14 protein-coding genes are annotated in these 18,366 nt (G+C 53.8%); 7 read left to right on the forward strand and 7 right to left on the reverse strand.

Annotated features, from left to right (window positions below; all coding sequences use genetic code 11):
* Window positions 1-143: 143 nt before the first annotated feature.
* A complete protein-coding gene (locus AC2VLR_RS07960) occupies window positions 144-446 on the forward strand; it encodes a hypothetical protein (protein WP_486881656.1) in 303 nt (100 codons plus the stop codon).
* Here AC2VLR_RS07960 and AC2VLR_RS07965 read toward each other — a convergent pair.
* The gene (locus AC2VLR_RS07965; protein WP_486881657.1) at window positions 443-2,188 is read right to left on the reverse strand and encodes a peptidoglycan D,D-transpeptidase FtsI family protein; all 1,746 of its coding nucleotides are present in this window, start codon (window positions 2,186-2,188) and stop codon (window positions 443-445) included. The genes AC2VLR_RS07960 and AC2VLR_RS07965 overlap by 4 nt on opposite strands.
* 223 nt (window positions 2,189-2,411) lie before the next feature.
* On the opposite strand from AC2VLR_RS07965, the gene AC2VLR_RS07970 reads away from it, so the two are divergent.
* Window positions 2,412-3,494, forward strand: coding sequence for a septal ring lytic transglycosylase RlpA family protein (locus tag AC2VLR_RS07970; protein ID WP_486881658.1), 1,083 nt, complete (start codon window positions 2,412-2,414; stop codon window positions 3,492-3,494).
* Here the strand turns inward: AC2VLR_RS07970 and AC2VLR_RS07975 are convergent.
* The 3 genes from AC2VLR_RS07975 to mrdA all read right to left on the reverse strand — a co-directional run bounded on the left by AC2VLR_RS07975 (window position 3,475) and on the right by mrdA (window position 7,266).
* Window positions 3,475-3,783, reverse strand: coding sequence for a superinfection immunity protein (locus AC2VLR_RS07975; protein ID WP_215842366.1), 309 nt, complete (start codon window positions 3,781-3,783; stop codon window positions 3,475-3,477). The genes AC2VLR_RS07970 and AC2VLR_RS07975 overlap by 20 nt on opposite strands.
* Window positions 3,780-5,021, reverse strand: a complete 1,242-nt coding sequence (kch, locus tag AC2VLR_RS07980; protein ID WP_486881659.1) for a voltage-gated potassium channel protein — start codon at window positions 5,019-5,021, stop codon at window positions 3,780-3,782. Before kch ends, AC2VLR_RS07975 begins: the two co-directional genes overlap by 4 nt.
* Before the next feature lie 397 nt (window positions 5,022-5,418).
* The gene (gene mrdA, locus AC2VLR_RS07985; protein ID WP_486881660.1) at window positions 5,419-7,266 is read right to left on the reverse strand and encodes a penicillin-binding protein 2; all 1,848 of its coding nucleotides are present in this window, start codon (window positions 7,264-7,266) and stop codon (window positions 5,419-5,421) included.
* Window positions 7,267-7,658: 392 nt separating this feature from the next.
* Between mrdA and AC2VLR_RS07990 the strand changes: the two genes are divergently transcribed.
* The 5 genes from AC2VLR_RS07990 to AC2VLR_RS08010 all read left to right on the forward strand — a co-directional run bounded on the left by AC2VLR_RS07990 (window position 7,659) and on the right by AC2VLR_RS08010 (window position 15,062).
* Window positions 7,659-9,149, forward strand: coding sequence for a Do family serine endopeptidase (locus AC2VLR_RS07990; protein WP_486881661.1), 1,491 nt, complete (start codon window positions 7,659-7,661; stop codon window positions 9,147-9,149).
* Between the two features lie 27 nt (window positions 9,150-9,176).
* Complete coding sequence (locus tag AC2VLR_RS07995; protein ID WP_486881662.1) at window positions 9,177-10,346, forward strand: D-alanyl-D-alanine carboxypeptidase family protein; 1,170 nt, start codon at window positions 9,177-9,179, stop codon at window positions 10,344-10,346.
* Window positions 10,347-10,364: 18 nt separating this feature from the next.
* Entirely contained in the window at window positions 10,365-11,645 is a 1,281-nt protein-coding gene (tolB, locus tag AC2VLR_RS08000) for a Tol-Pal system beta propeller repeat protein TolB (protein ID WP_486881663.1), read from the forward strand.
* A 232-nt stretch (window positions 11,646-11,877) separates the two neighbouring features.
* Window positions 11,878-12,792, forward strand: a complete 915-nt coding sequence (locus AC2VLR_RS08005) for an extracellular solute-binding protein (protein WP_486881664.1) — start codon at window positions 11,878-11,880, stop codon at window positions 12,790-12,792.
* An 860-nt stretch (window positions 12,793-13,652) separates the two neighbouring features.
* Entirely contained in the window at window positions 13,653-15,062 is a 1,410-nt protein-coding gene (locus AC2VLR_RS08010; RefSeq protein ID WP_486881665.1) for an MFS transporter, read from the forward strand.
* A gap of 331 nt (window positions 15,063-15,393) precedes the next feature.
* On the opposite strand, the gene AC2VLR_RS08015 is transcribed toward AC2VLR_RS08010, so the two are convergent.
* From AC2VLR_RS08015 to AC2VLR_RS08025, 3 genes are all read right to left on the reverse strand, one after another.
* Window positions 15,394-15,813, reverse strand: a complete 420-nt coding sequence (locus AC2VLR_RS08015; protein WP_486881666.1) for a tetratricopeptide repeat protein — start codon at window positions 15,811-15,813, stop codon at window positions 15,394-15,396.
* A 173-nt stretch (window positions 15,814-15,986) separates the two neighbouring features.
* Window positions 15,987-16,556, reverse strand: a complete 570-nt coding sequence (locus AC2VLR_RS08020) for a hypothetical protein (RefSeq protein WP_486881667.1) — start codon at window positions 16,554-16,556, stop codon at window positions 15,987-15,989.
* 468 nt (window positions 16,557-17,024) lie between these two features.
* A complete protein-coding gene (locus AC2VLR_RS08025) occupies window positions 17,025-18,311 on the reverse strand; it encodes an OprD family outer membrane porin (RefSeq protein WP_486881668.1) in 1,287 nt (428 codons plus the stop codon).
* Window positions 18,312-18,366: the final 55 nt, after the last annotated feature.

The raw sequence follows: 18,366 nt of genomic DNA on the forward strand, positions 1-18,366 counted from the left end.
CCCTCCCCGGCATTATTTTAAGTACGGGAGAGGGGAGTATTCGTCATTATCAGTTTCATCCTGAGGCACAGGATGTGCCAGTCACATCCCTGGTTTGCCAAAGCCAGGATCCGCTGCCTCTAAACGCCAAAACGGAACTACTGGTGAGACAAGGTCATATTGTCACCATGCTTTTGGCTGATGCCCGAATCACCCTGCGCCCCGAAATTCTGCGTCGGGCGGCCATTCGTGAAGTCCTGCAGCGCGAGTGGTTACTTTCGGTATTCCTCTTCGGTCCAGTGTTGGGGGTAGTGCTGGTCAACATGATTTTTGGCATGCCCGTCTTTTTATGGTGGACTGCCCTGGGTGTCCTGATATTTTCCTGCCTGATCATGGGGATCCTCATCCGCAACGATTTGCGCAAACTGCAGCGCTGGGTTCAGGAACTGCATACCCACGCTCCTTAATTGCCACCGCCCTCCGACCATATTTCCGCCTGGGCAGTGGTGATCACCGGGGCACGCAGTCGGCAAACCGCCTTGCCACACCATTCCGGCCCGATATCCAGTTGTTGCAGCGCATGCTCCATGGTCACCCGAAACACCGGAGCGGCCTCCACGCCACCAAAATTCCAGAATTTGTCACTATCGCGCAGGGTAACCGCCATCACCAGTTGCGGATCGCGCCCCGGCGCAAATCCCACAAAAGTCGCGTTGGTGCGATGATGGAAAAAACCATCCTTGCCATTGGCCAAATCCGCCGTCCCGGTTTTGCCGGCAACCGCATAACCGGGAATCGCTGCCAGAATACCCGTACCATTGGGCTCCGCCACGCTGCGTAACCAGCGCCGCAGGTCATTGGCCACCCAGAAGGGCATCACCCGCCGCTTGACCAGTGGCTCGCCCTTCACCAGAACGGGGCGGATATGGTAACCGCCATTGGCAATAGCCGCATAAGCGTCCGCCAGCTGCAAAGTGGTCACGGAAATGCCATAGCCAATGGAAATGGTCGCATGACGGGCTTTTCCCCAGCCCTCCCAGGCTGGCAGAACACCGGCGGTTGTGCCCGGTAAACCAATCTGCGGCACATCACCAAAACCCACCGCCCGATACATAGCATAAATATCCCGTCGCGGCGTCTTCAAGGCAATTTTAGCCGTGCCTATGCAGCTGGAATATTTAAGAATGTGTTCAATATTCAGGATGTGATGGCGGACATCATCGGTAATCGGGTAACCCCCTACCCAGAGTGGATGAAATACATTGAAACGGGCCGTAGGGCTGACGCTATGAGTCGCCAGCGCTGCGGCAATGGCAAAAGGTTTGATGACTGAACCCGGTTCAAATGCCTGATGCACCGCATTGTCAACATAGTCCATGGGATTACTGCAACTACCGAGGTTATTGGGATTACAACTGGGGACGCTGGCCATGGCCAGCACCTGTCCGGTACGCACATCCATCACCACCGCCGAGCCATTACTGGCACCGAAATGACGCTGGGCAGCCAGCAGGGTCATGTAGGCCCAGTACTGGATCTGGGGATTGATGGTCAACTGCAGGGCATGTCCGGCACGCGGCAATTGCAGGATTTTATCCACATGCACAATTTGCCCGTGACCATCTTCAAGGACTCTTTCCTGACCAGGATGAGCCGCCAGCCACTGATTGTAACCCAGCTCCAGCCCGGTACCCCCCTGATGCTGCAAATTGACCATACCCAACAAAGGGGCAGTGACCGCGCCCAAGGGATAATAGCTGCGACTGGTATGCTGAACGTAAATACCCGGCACTTGCAGCGCTTCGAGCTTTTTGCCCAGAGCGGGGGGAATTTGCCGGAGAATATAGGCATAATCCGCACCGCCACTGGCGACTCTCTCGGCAAAACTGGCAGGGCTGAGATGGAGCACCCGGGCAATGGCCTGCCAGTGCTTTTGCTGTTTATCGAGAATGGCAGGGTCGGCCCAGATGGTGACGGCTTTGACATTCACCGCCAGAGGTTCACCATTATCGGCCTTGATGACTCCGCGTTCACTGGGTAAAGGCAAGGTTCGCAGATAGCGCATCCGCCCTTGGGAGCGCAAGTGCTGATGTTCCAAGAGCTGCAAGCGCAAATCCCGGGCCAGCACCGCAGCAAAGCCCAGTAGCAGAATCAGAATCAGCCAGCGCGCCCGCCCCGAAGGGAGGATTTTCACAGTGTGCTCAGTCATGCGGGCGCTGTGCCTGCAAAAAGATGGGGTGCATAGTGAACTCTGATAGAGCTGTAACAAGCTTCTGACGACTGATTCATGAAAAAGTTCCAGCATCCGGCAGGATTTCGAATATTGCTCTATATATACATGAGAAAAATCTGACAACTGTTCGCCAAACTTGAGCTTTCTCGATAATCTGACCTAGAATGGCGACGACGACTTTAGTGAGGTCTGCATATTCATGCGTCTGAAACCAGACTACCCGTTTTTGCGCTCAGGGGCTTTCGCCCTGACGGTTGCCGCCCTGGCAGGCTGTGCCAGCATGCCCGGCCCCACCCAAAGGGCCACTACGGGAGGATACGGTTCTGCTCTGACCAACTCAGCCTACTCCACTGGACAGACCTGCTATGCACCGACCCCCAATCTCAATGCTGCCTACAACCAACCCTATGAAATAAACGGGCAATGGTACCACCCCATGCATCATGCCTCGGGATTTTCCGAAAACGGCATTGCTTCCTGGTATGACCGGCAGTCTTCCAGTGATGTGACCGCCATGGGCACCGCCTTTCATGCGCGGCAATTGTCAGCCGCGAGCCGGACCTTGCCCCTGCCCACCTGTGTGCGGGTGACCAACCTCGAAAACGGGCGCAGCATCGACGTACTAGTGGATGACCGGGGGCCATTCGTCCAGGGTCGGATCATGGACTTGTCGGCGGGTGCCGCCAATGCCTTGGGAATGCTCAATCAGGGGACTTCCCGGATACATATCCAGGTCATTCCCAGCGCGCTGAGTCCCCATGTTCCGGCTCCACAGGTTTTGGAAGTGGCACAACGACCGGCAGTGCAGCCGCCACCCCCCTTATCTGCCACGCCCCGGGCCATCCCCCTGCCCGCCTATACACCACCAGCCAATGCCGGAGCAAAACTGACGGCCGTGGTCAATCAAACCTTTGCCAGCGGCGCCCACAACCGTCCTGAAACAAAAGCGGCCCCTGTACCATTAAGGGCTGCGCCTGCGCCCCGCCCGGCCACAGCGCCCGCCGCTCCAGCACCTCATGTCCTGCGCAACTGGCACAGGGCTCCCCAGGTGGAGCAGGTCTATCTGGAAACCGCGCAGGCCATGGGGTTTCACAGCGCATTGCGTGAACGCAGCAAACTGCAGGATTTTGGTATCAGCACCGCCAAGCTGGTTCCCGCAACAGCCAGTCTGTACAAAGTCAAAATAGGCCCCATGGCACCGACTGCCGCCCCCGAAGATTATGCATCCAGCCTGGAGCGCTTGCGTTTGGGTAATTTTGTGGTCAGCGAACAGGAGGGTTAAAAGCGTCGGCCCGCACCCGGTTCAAAGGCGGACCGCGCCTTTCACCGAGAATAGCCCAGACCACCAGCACCACCCAGACTATGCCGGACCACCCCAGCACAATATTGAGCACCAGCACCCAGAAAAAATGCTCATGGTGTCGGGCGGCGGCAATCATACTGGGCACAAAGTAAACCATCAAACCCAGTACAGCCATCAACAGCCAGACCACGACATGAAAAAACAAGGCGGCAATACCCAAGCCTACAAGCGCCAATAAAACAATAGCAACACCTAAAATGGCACTCATGCTTCTGCTCCTTTGGCAGCGAACAACTTACTGATAATGGTATCTCCCTGCATTTCCTCACCACTCAAGGTCATGGCCAACAGTTCGCCACCGAGCACATCGGGAGAAATAATCAGATCCGCACCAATCAGGCGCAAACGTTCCAGATTCCGGGCATCCTGCACGGCGGCCACGGTTTTTCCAGGAACATCCAATTCCTTGGCCGCCAGAATGATAAAGGCATTTTCACTATCAATGACCCGCAAGGCCAATATCCCCAAGGCGCATTCTGCCCCTGCCCGCTTCAAGACTTCCAGATCGGTGGCATCTCCCACCATCAGATCCTCGGGTGCCATCCATTCATTTTCCGGCGCAACGGGAACCAGCACCAAAACCCGCAAATGCCGGGCGCGTAACGCCCGATAGGTATTCTGGGCGAGCACATTATCGCCGATAATCAAATAATGATTGCGATGATGGCGCTTCTCGCCACCCATAAGCAGGCGCTGCATCCGGCCATTCAAGAGGGGCACAATCACCGCCGAAATAGAGGTGGCAAAAACAGTGATACCGAGAATAATGATGGAAATCACAAAAAAGCGGGCATCGGCGCTTTTAGGGACGATATCTCCATAACCGACGGTGGACATGGTCACTACGGCAAAATACAAGGCACTGATCAAATTGGTGATGGGTGGCGAAAAACCAGCACCCAGAACGTAACTACCCAACACTGCATAACTCATTAACAGCAGAATGGAAATAACTGCGAATAAAGTACCAGCTGCAACACTGGAGTGGGCAAAATGCCGACGGAATACCAGCAAGGAAATAAGGATAACGGCATTGAAAATGGTGAACCCGCTCCACTCAAAACCGTAATGGTGAAGAAGCATGGCCAGCATCGCCCCCGCCAGTATCAGGGTTATGGCCCAGGAAAAGCGGGAGCGGAACAGCAGACCGAAGGCCATCAATAACAGGACAATACCCACAATGGCTTCAGGGATGGTCCCCAAGGCCGAAAGCAAGGGTGCCTGGGTCAAACCATCGGCCGGGGCCAGATCGGAAAGTTGCGGAAACAGATGAAGCAGATCAGGAAGCACATTGAGGATGGCCAAAGCCCCGAGCAAGCCTACTGCCAACGCCAGTGGAATATGGGGAAACCAGCGATCCAGGTATAAAACCACACGAGCCTTGGCGACAAAGCGAAAGAACCTCTGGCGCAGCGACAGGCGCATGATGTCAGGGATGCGAATCATGACCACTTCCTCAAATATCCGTGGGTTTGTTAAGCAACTAGATTAACCCTAACCTGCCTGGGACAAGAGAAGCAATAAAAACCCCGGCAGGTCTTATTTAAGCGGCGACTATTTGAGGTGTTCATAGCTTTACACCAATACAAAGACTGGGTTAAAGCCTCTAAAAACCGGTTATCAACCGCCGTGCTGACCTTCATCAGAATCAGCAGGTCCAAAGGTTGTGCGCATTCCGGCAACCATGGCTACCACCCACAAAGCACCCAGAACAATGAATGTTGCATAAAACATGACGGTCATTCCTCATGAAGTAAATGTTATTGAAGTATATCAGTAGACCCTGAATGTCGCGAACAGTTCAAAAAACCTCCTCATCAGTCTCACGCATCTCTGCGCCGGATTATCCGAAAGCCTGGGCGGGGTTCACCACAATATTGGTAAAATCCCGTAATTTCATTTTGGGGCGCAAGTCGCTGAGAATAGCAGCCTTGGCTACCGGTAGCGCCTGCCAGGCATTATTACCCCCATCTTCCACTATGGCCGCTACGGCAATTTGGGGATGATGAAGAGGGGCCCAGCCAATAAACAGGGAATCATCATTGTAAATCGTGCGACCGTTCTGATAACAGATAGGGACTTCTGCAGTTCCGGTTTTGCCGGCCATGGCCAGGCCGGGAGTAGCCATGCTTTTGCAGGTTCCCCGGGTCACACAGGCCGTCATACCCTTGCGCACGGCCCTTAGCGCAAAGGCGGGAATATGCAGATTTTTCGGCGGGGGTATGGGTAAAGCCTGACGAACGCCGGTTTCCGGATTGATGAGGGCAGTAACCACATGCAGATATGGTAAATAGCCGCCGTTGGCGATGGCCGAAACGGCACGCACCAACTGCAGTGGGGTGACCAGCAGATACCCCTGACCAATTCCCAGAATCACCGAATCACCGGTGTACCAGGGCTGGTGAAAATGCGCTTCTTTCCAGCGAGGCGTGGGTACAAAACCAGAAGCGCTGCCTGGCGTATCAATGGGTGCAGGTTTCCCGAAACCAAAGCGCCACAAGGCGGCATCCTGACGCTGAATACCCATTTTGATGGCCAGCTTGTAAAAAAACACGTCCACGGACCAGGCCAGGGCCTTGGTCAGCCCGGTTTCCCCGAAACCCGAACGATACCAGTCCCAGTAAACGTGACCACCCAGACGGATATAGCCGGGGCAGTAAGTATGGAAATCGGGCTGGATGACCTTGTCCTGCAAAGCTTCAATGGAATAAAAGGGCTTGATGCAGGACCCCGGCGGATACAACCCTTGCGCCACCCGATTGAGTAAGGGCCGCCCCTTGTCATGCAGCAGACTTTGCCAGTGGGTATCGCTGATACCGTCGACAAACCAGTTGGCATTGAAACTCGGGTTACTGTAGCTGGCGATGACCGCACCATTTTTCGGATTAACCGCTACCAGGGCACCACGAAAATGATTGCGGCGCATGACCCGGGCAACGGCTCGCTGCACCCGCAAGCGTAAACTGGTTTGCAGATTATCCCCCGGCGTCGGGGCAATATTGCGCAAATTGGCTACCGGCACACCAAAAGCATCCACCTCTTTGATCTGATAGCCGAATTTTCCCCGTAACTGGCGCTCAAAGGCATATTCCAGACCACTCTCACCGATGAAGCGCCGATAAATGTATTTTTGCGGGTCAAAACCTTTGAGATTGCGGGCGCTGACTGGACCGACATAACCCACTACCGAGGTAAACAGCTTTTGGTAGGGGTAATAACGATGCCACTGGGCGGCCACCTGCACGCCCGGGAATTCCATATCACGCACCGAAAAGTCGGCAATTTGGGCAGCATCCAGGTGATGCAAGAGAATGCGGGGGATATAAGGCGGCTTGTCATCCAGGGTATGCAGCAAGTGCCGGACATTTTTCGGGGGAATGGGAAACAGTTGTTCCAGACGCTGGAGCGTTCCGTGCAGATGCTCTGTTTCATCGGGGATCAGCTCCAGCACATAGCGCGGGTGATTGGCGGCAAGAATCTGACCGTGGCTGGCGAGAATCAGTCCGCGCGCTGGCGCAACCGGAACTATGGCGGTGTGATTGGCCTGGGCCATTTGCCGGAAGCGCTGATAATGCAGCACTTCCAGATCCACCAAACGCCAGATCAGATACAGGAAAGCCAGCAGCAGCAGAACAATCGCCACCGCCAGACGGCCCCGGAAACGGCCAGTTTTCTCCGCATTCGGGCTCACCCAGAAATCCCTTCAATAATCGTCAAACATGGAGAAAACAATGACGTAACCACCTCAAAAAACCCCGTCTATGGCTTAGCTGAGAGGTCGTCAGCCGGGGAAAGTTCCCGCAGGATGACTCCGTCCCGGAAAAATGTCCCGGGAACTTCCCGTAAAGAGTAGGCGTCTTAAGACGGGTGTATGGACTTTAACTCAAACTGAAAGATGCCGCTAAAAAACCGCAAACCGATTCCCATAACGCCTTTGGCTGCTGTGTTCCTGTCAGAAAAATGCTGATGGTCGATATTCTGGAAATATGCCTCATTTTAGCGGGTATTGCGGTTTTTACTGTTCCAGCCAGCCTGCTGGTGGAATGGATATTACGTCATTGGGACAAATAGGAGCCTCCATTTATGCCTTTACGTGCATTTAATTTTCAGCCACGGCAAATTCTCGTTGCCGTCATTGCTGCCACTGCCGGATTCGGACTGGGCGCTGCAGGATGGGCTTTAGCCGCCGACAATCATTCGCCAAGCGCAGTCGTGACTTCCGCGAATAAAACTGCTGCTGATCCCCACAAGCTGGTAGATCTACCGGATTTCACGCCCATTGTGAACAAGTACGGTAATGCCATCGTAAAAATTGACGATTCCGACACCAAAATTGTCCGGGGCGGCACCGGTGCCGATCCATTCCCCAGGAATTCGCCTTTCTACCAGTTTTTTCAGGGCTTTTCCGGGGCCAATCCCCCTCAAAAAGAAAAAATGGAAGCCCTCGGCTCCGGATTCATCATCTCCCCTAACGGCTATATTGTCACCGCCGGGCATGTCGTGCGGGGGATGCATCACATTATTGTGACCCTCACCAATCATCATGCTTACCCGGCGAAAGTGGTGGGATTATCGGTGCGTTACGATACGGCGCTGTTGAAAATTGATGCTCATGATCTGCCCACCGTAGAGCTGGGCAATTCCCGCAACCTCAAAGTAGGACAGTGGTTACTGGCCATTGGCATGCCTTTTGGCTTTTACAATACGGTCACCCAGGGGGTGGTCAGCGCCTTGAATCGGCCACTGCCCCATGATGATGAATATATCCCCTTCATTCAGAGCGATGTGCCTATCAACCCGGGTAATTCCGGAGGGCCCATTTTCAACATGGCAGGACAGGTCGTAGGTATCAATGACCAGATTTACACCAACGATGGTGGTTATATGGGCCTGTCTTTCAGTATTCCCATCAATACCGCCATGCGCGCTGTCCATGCCTTTGAGGCCCATAAAAAACTCCGCTTTGGCTGGCTTGGTGTGGATGTCCAGGAAGTCACGCCGCAAATGGCCAAGGCCCTGCACCTGAAAGAACCGGTGGGCGCTCTGGTGGCTTCGGTCAGCCCCCATGAGGCTGCTGCCAGGGCCGGGTTGAAACCTGGTGATGTGATTGTGACTTACAATCATGAAGCGGTTTACAGCGTGGGGCAGCTCCCCCCGCTGGTGGGCGATACGCTACCCGGAACCATCGTGCCCATGGGTATTTTGCATAATGGCAAGCCGGAAACCCTGCAAGTCACCATTGGCACCATGCCGGCCAAAATGCGCCATGTCGAAGCCGAAAAAACCGCCGATATCCGTCGTCTGGGGCTGCGGGTCACCACCCTGGATCAGGCTGCGCAAAAACGTCTCGGCATCCATCACGGGGTCCTGATCGAGAGCATTTATCCTGGCCCTGCTGCGCAAATGGGGCTGACGGACGGCATGGTCATCCAGCAAATCGATCAGCAGATGGTCAACAGTCCTGAGCAACTCCAGCAGATTGTCCGGAAATTACCGGCCCATACGCCCATTCCCTTGCTGGTCCGCCAGGGGCATCAAAGTCTGTATGTGGTGATCACCCTGCCGGAACATTAAAACCAAAACTGCTTACAAGGAAGTCGCATGCGCCACAAAACCACCTCTCTGCAATCCACGCGTTTCCTGTTGATGGCGGCTGTTGCCACGCTGTTGTCAGGAGGCACTGCCTTTGCCAATACCGCCCTGCTGATGCCTCCCCCACCGCCCATGCCCGATGCCAAAAGCTATGTGCTGATGGATTTTCGGACCGGGCAGATTATTGCGGAAAAAGATGCCAACCTGCAGTTGCCGCCCGCCAGCCTGACCAAACTGATGACGGCCTACCTGACTTACGGGGCTCTCGCCGACGGGGCCCTGCACTGGAATCAACGCATTCATGTCAGCCGGGTAGCCTGGCATACCGGCGGGTCGAGTATGTTCATCCAGCCGAATCTGCCCGTCACCGTCGCCCAGCTCATGCATGGTCTGATCATCGACTCCGGAAATGATGCGGCAGTGGCATTGGCTCAAGCAGTAGCGGGTAGTCGCGCCAGTTTTGTGGATGAAATGAACAGCACAGCCCGTAAATTGGGTTTACCGGGGGCCCACTATGGCGACGTGGATGGGCTACCCACTCCTGACCTGCACCTTTCCGCCCTGGATATTGCCATGATTTCCCGGGACCTGATAGCGAAATACCCGCAAGTCATCCATATCTCCAAAATCAAATACTATCGCTACAACCACATCACCCAGCGGAGCTGGAATCCGGCCCTGTTCGGGCATCCTGACATCGACGGCCTGAAAACCGGACATACCAACGCAGCAGGGCACTGCATGGATACCACGGCGGTCCGCAATGGACGCCGCCTGATTGCCGTGGTCATGGGCGCCCCCAATTGGCCGAGCGGGGTCAATGATGTGTTGGCCTTACTGGATTACGGTTACCGCTTTACCACAGACCACACCGTGACCAAGGCCGGTAGCGTGGTCGGCACTTACAGCGATACCAGCCTGGACCCGGACAAACTACCGGTCACGGTCGCCCGGAACGTGGAGGTCATGATTCCTACCGGCGCCGAAAAGGATCTGAAAACCCAGGTCACTTATCAGAAAATCGGTAGTCAGGGCATTGCCAAAGGTCAGAAACTCGGGGAAATGACCGTATCCCTGAACGGCAAGGTGTTGGGTAGCACAGATCTGGTCGCCGCTGAGGCCGCCAAACCGGCAGGCACCTTCGGTAGCCTCTGGAATCGCGTCAAACAATCCTTGTAAAAGCATCAGGAGCCTTTCATGCCTCGGCCTATTCATCGACCTATTCTGCTCTCCGCCCTGCTACTGGCTTTGGGCGGCCTGCCCCTCACGGCCAGCGCTCTGACTGTCAACATCAGCAAAGCTGTCAGCAGCTCAGCCCCCGTCGCCGTCCCCAGCTTTGGCTCCGGCCCAGCCGGACAGCCGGATATTGCCCACATTGTGCGTTATGATCTGCAGCACAGTGGTTATTTTTCGGTGATCAATCCCGCCTTGTATCCGGATGATCCCCACTCCGCCGCCGCCATTAAAGTCGGCGCATGGGAAAAAACCGGGGCGCTGGCCATGGTCGTTGGGAAAGCCCGGCAAACATCCCAAGGCTATGTGGTGGATGCCGATGCGGTCAGCCTGATCACCCACAAAATGCTGGCGGGACGCCGCTATGTCAGCAATGCCGAGGGTTATCACATGGTCGGTCAGGAAATTGCCGACCTGCTCTATCAGCAGATTACCGGTGAGCCCGGCCCTTTTGCCAGTCATATTGCTTATGTGGATCAACAGGGTAGCCATTACGCTCTGGATGTAGCCCAGTCAGACGGCTGGAATGCCCGTAGCATTTTGCGCGGCAAAATCCCGATCATCTCCCCGGACTGGTCGCCCCATGGCCGGCAACTGGCTTATGTCACCTACCGGCACCGCCATTCAGTCATCTACATTCAGAATCTCGCCAATGGTCAGCGCCACCAGGTTCCCGACCAGGGCAGCGCCCTGAGCGCTCCGGCTTTTTCGCCCGATGGCCAATATCTGGCTTTCGCCAAGGTCTGGAAACGGGGACGCACCGAATTGGTGCTTGAAAATCTGCATACTGGTCACGAACGGGTATTGACGCGCCAGGGAACCGTCAATACCAGTCCCAGCTGGTCACCCGGAGGCCATCATCTGGTTTTTGTCTCCAACCGCCAGGGTAGTGCCCAGATTTATCAGATGCGCGCCAATGGCAGTCACATTGAACGACTGAGTTATGCGGGTGGTTACAATGTTTCTCCCAGCTACGCCCCCAACGGGCGCTGGATTGCCTTTATTCATGCCTATCGCGGAGTATTATCGCTGGCCGAAATGCGCCCCGACGGCAATGACCTGCAGGTTCTTTATGCGGGTAGCAACTGCGAGCACCCCAGTTTTGCCAGAGATGGCCGGATGCTGGTTTTTGCGACCCATCGCGGCGAACAAAAAGTGTTGGGAGAAGTGGCCGTCAACGGTAAGGGCCTGCATTTTCTGGATATATCCGGTCAAGCCAACGAACCGGCCTGGTCACCAGGCTGAGGGACTGCTACTGGACCGACGCCCGGATGTCGCATCATCCCGCCACCTTACAGCGGCGCATCGTGGTGAATATCCATCATAAAAATCAACGGCAAGCAGCGGCCATCGTTCGAATAGAGGGGCGTCAACCGCGCCCAAATGGCTTCTCACCGCTGTGCTGAGCGCGCTCGCTTGACCTGTTGTTGATCTATCGTTATATATATTCATATACAAACAATCATGGGTTCACTTTATGCAAAAACTTCATATTGCCGCCGGCCTCACCGCTGCCATCTTTCTCACTCTGCCTGCCTTTGCCAGTGCTCAAGATTTTCGGGTTGCCTATGCAGGCTCCATGGGTGCCGTCATGGATCTGCACCTGGGGCCCGCCTTTGCCAAGGCCCAGGGTGTCCATTACCAGGGTGAAGGCCAGGGCGCCTATGGCCTGGCGCACCTGATCGCCGGACACAAGCTGCGTCCGGATGTATTTGTTTCCATTACTCCCGGACCCATTGAAGTGTTGATGAAAGCGGGCCTGGTTAAAGAAGCCTATCCAGTGGCCAGCACCGCCATGTGCATTGCCTACAGCCCCAACAGTCCCTACGCCAAGGACTTTGAAAAAGCGGCTGCGGGTAAAATGCCCTGGTACAAGGTTCTTGAAATGCCCGGGGTCCGCTTTGGTCGTACCGACCCCAAAACCGATCCACAAGGTCAGAACATCGTTTTCACCTTCATGCTGGCAGAAAAATATTATCACCAGCCGGATCTGGTCAAAAACATTCTCGGCCCCGTCGAAAACCAGCAACAGATTTTCACCGAGGCCTCTCTGCTTGCCCGCCTAAAAAGTGGTCAGATGGCTGCTTCATCGGGTTACTTAAGCGCCGTCAAATCCCTGCATCTGCCCTATATCACCCTGCCTGCGCAGATCAACCTCAGCGATCCGGCCATGTCCAAGGACTGGTACAGCAAGGTCCACTTCACTCTGAATGTGGATGGCCACCCCAAAACGGTTCACACCCAACCGCTGGTATTTTATGCGGCAGTGCCTACGGATGCTCCTGATCCCAAACTGGGCATGGCCTTCATCCATTTCATGACCAGCGCGGCCGGTCAGGCCATGTTCAAGGAAACCGGATATAGCCAACCCAAAGGTCCAGTCCTCCATTAATGTATTGTTGGGATATCACTATGGACCCCTATCGTTTGGCCGGCCCGATCAATACACCCAGCGCCATCAGCAGGACCTCAACACCATATATTTTCCGCCGTCCGTAAATATCCGCAATTCTGCCGAAAAAAATAGGCACCAAAAAGCACTGCAATCAGAGAAATGGAACCGATCAATCCCATCATGAAGGCATCGAGATGCCATTCCTGCCGAATCAAAGCCAAGGCATAACCAATGATGAACAAATCGTAGGCTGCCGAAAAAATCCCAGTCCGGCGGTTAACATGGTTTTCATGTGAAAAAGTCCGAGAGTAGTCTCATTCAGCTCGACTATAGACGAAAAGGTGGTGTTTGCTGATTTCATATACCCCGACGAACGTATGAGAACGGAAAAGGATGACTTCCAGACAGGGAGATTTTCGAGCTGACTGACTAATCTGTCCCACAAGCCCAGCCGGATGTACTGGACAATAGGTTATTTTCAGTGCGTTTATCGTCCAGGCATTGCGAGTATATAACGCTTCGCAGGACCCGGCGGAGCAAAAAGTTTGCAGCGAGGGTAATGCCTACTCTGACAACTGCCAATCAGTTTTATAAGGTTAGCAGTTTAAAAAACGTTCCAAATTCATCTGACTGCTGATTATCCGGGAGGTTCAGGTGAATGCATAGGGGACAAATTTCAATGGTCAAGCCTTAAAAATGTTACTGAAATGTCAAACAAGGATGTTTCAGCGCAATCAGTTGGCGTACGCGCCTTTGCCATTCCCGATGGAACTATTGGCCGGGATGCCTATCCATATTTTATATGGCCAAGCTCTCGTCCTGAAATTCTTTTATCACCCATCCTGGGAGGATCTGTCATGATTGAAAGCATCGCTCAGCAGGCTGAACCCGAAAAACCCATTTTATCCACAGATCGCAGGCAGCGGGCACGGGCGCATCTGGCCAAGGTTCTGCACATCCTGAATGAGCCAAGACGCTGGATATCCATCTGGTTTCTTTCCTACGCCATTCTGGGGGCGATCTCTTCAGGAATACTCCCCATTCTTCTCCCCTTGATGATTGTCGCAATATCCCATCATCTCAGTTGGGTCGCCTATGTGATGGGAGGATTCAATCTGGGATTATTGAGTTCGCCTCTATGGGGCTTTCTGGCGGACAACAAGCAATGGCATCTTCCCGTTTTCTTTGGTGGTTTCATCGTATTGATGCTGGCTCTGGGGTTTCTACCGTTTTTACCCGGACTCTTACCGTGGTCGCTGTTATCGTTGGCGGCAGGGGCAGGCACTTCGGCGGTCGCTACCGTGGCCAGTTTATTTATTGTGGAGTTCGATCCCAAAAACCACTGGGAGGCCCGGCTCGGCTGGCTACAGACCTTTAATGGTGCGGGACAAGTGGGAGGACTATTGCTTGCCGGGATTTTTACCGCGAATTTCAAACTGGGACTGCTCTGTTCTGCACTGGCTTTGATTCCGACGATATGGCTGGCTGCCAAGGGGCTCCCTTCGGCCGCAAAGCGGGTTGACTGGACAGCGGAAATCGGTCAACAAATGCGCCGGGATTTAGACTGGCGTCTGCTGGCCAATTTCGGCCGTCCCGAACTGCTGGGGGGTGGGCTACTGCGCTTTTCCCATCATCTTTCCCTCCGGGGCGGCAAACGCTTCATGGATGTTTTGCATACGCGCTTCGGGCGCTTTCTGTTTTCCTGGTTTGCGGTGTCCTTTGGCGTGGCGGCCTTCTTTGCCTATTTCCCGGTGGCCATGCAAAAAGCTTACAGCGTGGCCCCCACGTTGACTTCCAGTGTCTATGCCATCACCGCTGCCTTTGCCTTGATTCTCTATTCAGTGGGTGGGCAATTATCCGGAAAATATGGTGCTGGTCGGGTCTATCGCTGGTCCCTGCTCGGGCGCTTATTCGGTTTTAGTCTGTTGTTACTCCTATTTTTTACCCCTATTCCGAAAACATTCGTCGCCTTGCTGGGCTTTGTTGTAATTATGGCGGTATGGCCCTTGCAAAGCATCTCTGGCACCACCCTGACTGCCCGCCTGACCCCCTTCAGTCAAGGGGCTGCCATGGGTTTATTCAATGCCAGTGGCGCGGTCGCGACCGTTTTGGGAACCTTTCTGGGTGGGCCGTTGGTACAATTTATCGGTTATCCGGCCTTGTCCGCCATGGCGATTCTAGGGATTCTCCTGGGCTGGTTGACTGGACATGGACTGCAAGCCGAAAATGTTCAGCCTGAACTGAAGGCATCGGCTAATAAGGCGTAGCGCAGACGTCGTGATCATCAGGACACCATTGCAGAATTAAGCAGCTTTGCTGCAGTGTTCAGCCGGGCAACTCCACCCCCAAGTTTCATAGCCAGCGCGTTGGAATTGTGTGGAATGACCTGCCGTGGTCAAGCACCCCACTGAATCTGGTTAGGTATTAACGGTCTACCCAGCAGGCAGACTACCCGCTCACGTATATCTTGCCGGTATTTTCCGAAGCGAATATTCGTTCGCTATGCAGATGCCCTTGATGACCAATCCAGACCACCCAGAAAGTCGCGAACAGAACTACTGCAAGGATTTTCACCATACGCTTGAACACAAGAAGGGCTCATTTCCGTCGATCTTTGGCTGATTGTTGCCACCAGTACACTGCCTTGTGGGTGTTCATGGGGACCCCCTCGCCAAAGTTATAGGCAAAGGCCAAATGAAAAGCGCCACTGGCATTGCCAGCATGTGCAGATTTACGAAACCAATAGTCGGCCTTTTGCCAGTTTTCTCGAAGGCCTCTGCCATATAAGTAATCCAGACCAAGGGCATTTTCTGCTGCGGGATCTCCAATACGTGCCCATTTTTCCATCCTGCCTAATGACATACCTGCCACTGATCTGGGCATTTCCAAAACATGGACTGGATAGTGGGGTACTATGGACACCTTTAATTGACCAGCAAAGGCCATAACATGACTACTGGCAAAAACTACAACGAAAATGAAAGCCCCGATATATTTTTTATGGAATCGCGCAGACACAAAAACCTTCCTCAGTAAAAATGCCCCGTGACGTGGGGCTGAATCTATTTGCAAAGATAAACAGATTCCCGGCAGATGCCTGATTCCAAGAGACGTTTGGACTATTCGCCATCATCTGCTGCTCGTGTTCAGACACCGCGAGCTGGTCCTTGGGGTGTATCGAATAGATGCGACTAAATGGGTAGCTTAGGACTAGCGGGTTGCTGTGGATGCCGCCAGCGCACCGACATAAGCTCATGGCCCGGCAGGTTTTTTGCGGGAGATGGTGCTACCAGGTGGGCTGGAGCTGCCAGTGGCACCATGACCGGTCCCGGCAAAAATACTCGGGTCATCATGACCGGCTCCGGGAAATTAAAGAACGGACTTGCGAATGGGCCAAAAGACACCCGCATCAACTGGTTCATCTCGGCAATCTGGCGATCCATAGCCACTTGCATCGAACGCATTTGCCACAAGCTGTGATGGATCATCGCTTCCGCCTGGACGGGAGAGATTTGTCCGGCGGTCACTTGCAAATGCCCCGGCACCCCCTGCGTCCCCCAGGTCACACTATGAATTTGAATAACCCCCCCCGGGATGTGGATGGTGCGGTTTTCTGTGGAAACTGGCACTGAATGGCCATCTACCGAGACATAGCTAGTTGCCGCATGAGCGAGGGGTAAGGCCATTGCTGTTCCCAGTATGGGCAGGCTCAGCAAGGTGAGCCACTGACGTTTTGATTTCGAGAGAGGGCTTCTTTTCATGACTATCCTCCTTAATGTCAAAAAACCCTGAGATCCAAACCATTGTCAGGAAGCAGGACTCCTGACTATTGAAAAAGACCGAAAGACCTATAGGAAAGTTCCCTGTATTAGCTGAAAATCTGATTGTGGGGATTTTTGTGGCTTATTTTCACCCAGGACCGGAGATCAGGGAGAAGGGAGTATCGCCTGTTACACATATCCTGGAACAAGCAAATTTTGATGTGGGTTAAAAGCAGTAGATCCATGGCATGATATGTGAGAAGCATTGAAGCATAGTCGAAAAACCCTGTTCCTCATTGGGGAGAAGCATTAACCTTTATCATCTCGTTTGACTATGGTGGATGCATTCTGTACTTCCTGAACCTCCAAGAGTGCGCCCGTGCCGGGCGCACGTAAAAAGGCCCCACCTTTATGGAGCCAAACCCATCTCTGCAATAACGGAGAGGAGGAGGTCTTACCGCAAAAGCTTCAAAATGAATACTGCAGCATCAGCCGATCATCAATGAAAGTGCCCTGATAACCCGCATAGGGATTGCTGTGATCAATAGCCAACCGATTGCGAAGAGAAAGCCCCTTCCAGAATCCGCCAGGGGTGTACGTCAGGTCCAGATAGTTGGCACCTACCGTAGGCAAATAGGGCTGGGTGCAGTACAGGCTGTAGGAATATTTGATGCGCAATGATGGGAAGGGATGCAGCAAGAAGCCGAACTTCCAGGCATGTCCGGCGGCTGACGCCGAAACCAGGCCGTAATCCATGATGCTGGTATAGAGAGGGTCGGCACTGTACTGCTGGGTATAGGGTGAAACAAATCCGCCATTATATACAGTGCGTCCACCCATGGAGAAAGGGCTACGGCTGGGAATGGCATTATAGGCTGCAAAAATCTGCCCAACGGGCGTTTGCAAGCCCACCATCCCGCCAAAGACGGTGGCGTTGACCGGACCGGCATATTGCGCACCGTCCGCCCATTCTCGGGCATACTGGAAATCCGCAAATGGCTTCAGTCCATCCGGCAAGCCAGATATGCCATAATGCACCGTTCCGTAAAACAGATTGGCCAAATCATAAAACCGGTAATACCAGGCCGTGGAGCGCCACCCCTGCCAATGGGCCTTGACCCCGAAAGCCAAAGTGCCGTCCATATGATCCGGCATATGGGGATACAGGGGATTCTGGTTCAACAACGTCTCCCGGTAATAATTTTCCTGCGTACGGTTCTTGAAGCGAAATTCCCGCAGACCGATCACTTGCAGATTTTTGAATGGCGTGACGGTGACGCTGACCGCCTGGAAGGTGCTGGGGATCATGAAAGCATCGGAGGGATTCATCCAGGGAGTGTTGAGCAATATATTCCCGGCCTTGGCCTGTAACCAGGGGTTCTGATACTGCAAATAGGCTTGTCCCAGCACGTCGAGACTGTCTTTTTCACCCATTAACAGCGCATCCAGATGGGTATAACCGGGGGCACTGAGGTCATTGGCGCCCAGGCTATTGGCGGCATAAAAAGCCACTGCTGCACTTACGCCGTAGAGAGGAGCGCTGTGCACCTTCAGCATACCACCCAGAGAATAAGCGTACTTATTGGGTAGAATGCTGCCACTGAATATCTGGTTGAAATAGTAAGAACGGATATTCCCAGTCACATGGCCCGCCTCCAGAAACTGCTGGATGCTGACATAATGGCTATCGGCAAAGGCCAGATTCGGTAACAACAGTAAAGCGGCAACAGTGAGTTTCATGGCATTTTTTTTCATCTTCGTTTTCTCCTTTTATTCAATTTCTAAATCATTAGAGCAATAATAGCCATGA

The sequence above is a fragment of the Acidithiobacillus sp. TH-A117 genome (genome assembly GCF_057473465.1).

Coding starts and splice junctions, on each gene's coding strand:
- AC2VLR_RS07965 (WP_486881657.1), bottom strand. CDS start 2,188: ATGACTGAGCACACTGTGAAAATCCTCCCTTCGGGGCGGGCGCGCTGG.
- AC2VLR_RS07970 (WP_486881658.1), top strand. CDS start 2,412: ATGCGTCTGAAACCAGACTACCCGTTTTTGCGCTCAGGGGCTTTCGCC.
- AC2VLR_RS07975 (WP_215842366.1), bottom strand. CDS start 3,783: ATGAGTGCCATTTTAGGTGTTGCTATTGTTTTATTGGCGCTTGTAGGC.
- kch (WP_486881659.1), bottom strand. CDS start 5,021: ATGATTCGCATCCCTGACATCATGCGCCTGTCGCTGCGCCAGAGGTTC.
- AC2VLR_RS07990 (WP_486881661.1), top strand. CDS start 7,659: ATGCCTTTACGTGCATTTAATTTTCAGCCACGGCAAATTCTCGTTGCC.
- AC2VLR_RS07995 (WP_486881662.1), top strand. CDS start 9,177: ATGCGCCACAAAACCACCTCTCTGCAATCCACGCGTTTCCTGTTGATG.
- tolB (WP_486881663.1), top strand. CDS start 10,365: ATGCCTCGGCCTATTCATCGACCTATTCTGCTCTCCGCCCTGCTACTG.
- AC2VLR_RS08005 (WP_486881664.1), top strand. CDS start 11,878: ATGCAAAAACTTCATATTGCCGCCGGCCTCACCGCTGCCATCTTTCTC.
- AC2VLR_RS08010 (WP_486881665.1), top strand. CDS start 13,653: ATGATTGAAAGCATCGCTCAGCAGGCTGAACCCGAAAAACCCATTTTA.
- AC2VLR_RS08020 (WP_486881667.1), bottom strand. CDS start 16,556: ATGAAAAGAAGCCCTCTCTCGAAATCAAAACGTCAGTGGCTCACCTTG.
- AC2VLR_RS08025 (WP_486881668.1), bottom strand. CDS start 18,311: ATGAAAAAAAATGCCATGAAACTCACTGTTGCCGCTTTACTGTTGTTA.